Origin of the sequence: Stenotrophomonas sp. 278 (genome assembly GCF_003935715.1) — a bacterium.
Lineage (GTDB): Bacteria > Pseudomonadota > Gammaproteobacteria > Xanthomonadales > Xanthomonadaceae > Stenotrophomonas > Stenotrophomonas maltophilia_AH.
Genome location: NZ_RHPP01000317.1, coordinates 1 through 651, shown reverse-complemented (window position 1 = coordinate 651; position 651 = coordinate 1). Strand labels below are relative to the sequence as shown.

The following is a 651-nucleotide window of genomic DNA, read 5'->3' as shown; positions in this document are numbered from 1 at the left end:
TGGCCCAGCTGGGCGATCTGACGCGCGCGCGGGTGTTGCTGCGGCAGGCGCACGCCGCATTCGGCCGCAACGAAGCGGTGGCGCGGGCCCGCTGCGTGGTAGCCGACGCCGAGATCGGGCTGGCACTGCGGGAGCTGGGTGCGACCTCGGTTGCGTTGCTGGCCGCGGCGCGCCGGCTGGAGCGCGCGCATGACACCGGCAACGCACTGCAGGCGTGGCTGATCGTGGCGCGCCGGGCCCTGCTGCTCGGGCGCGGCGCGGAGGCGTCAGATGCGCTGAGCCGTCTGCAGGCGCACACCCTGCCGCCGCCGCTGGAGGCCATGGCCGCGCTGACCCGGGCGACGCTGGCTGCGCGCGCGTTGCAGATCTCCGTTGCGTCTGAAGCCCTTGGTGACGCCACCCGCGCTGCCCAACAGTCGGGTATTCCTGCCCTGCAGGCGGAGGTGGCGCGGGCCTGCGCCGCTCTGCGCCAGCCTGCGGCCCGCCACGCCGGGCTTGCCCTGGACCTGCAGCAGGTACGCGCGCTGCTGGATGGGCCACATTGTGTGGTGGATGGCTGCCGTCGGGGGGTGTGGCGGGGCGGGCAATGGCGATCACTGGCACGGCGGCCCTTGTTGTTCGCGCTGCTGCGCGCGCTCGGCGCGGCGTGGC

General features: G+C 74.8%; 1 pseudogene. It reads left to right on the top strand.

Annotation, left to right across the window (positions count from 1 at the left end):
- Positions 1 to 651 (top strand): annotated as a pseudogene (locus EGJ34_RS22470) (helix-turn-helix domain-containing protein); the annotation flags it as partial.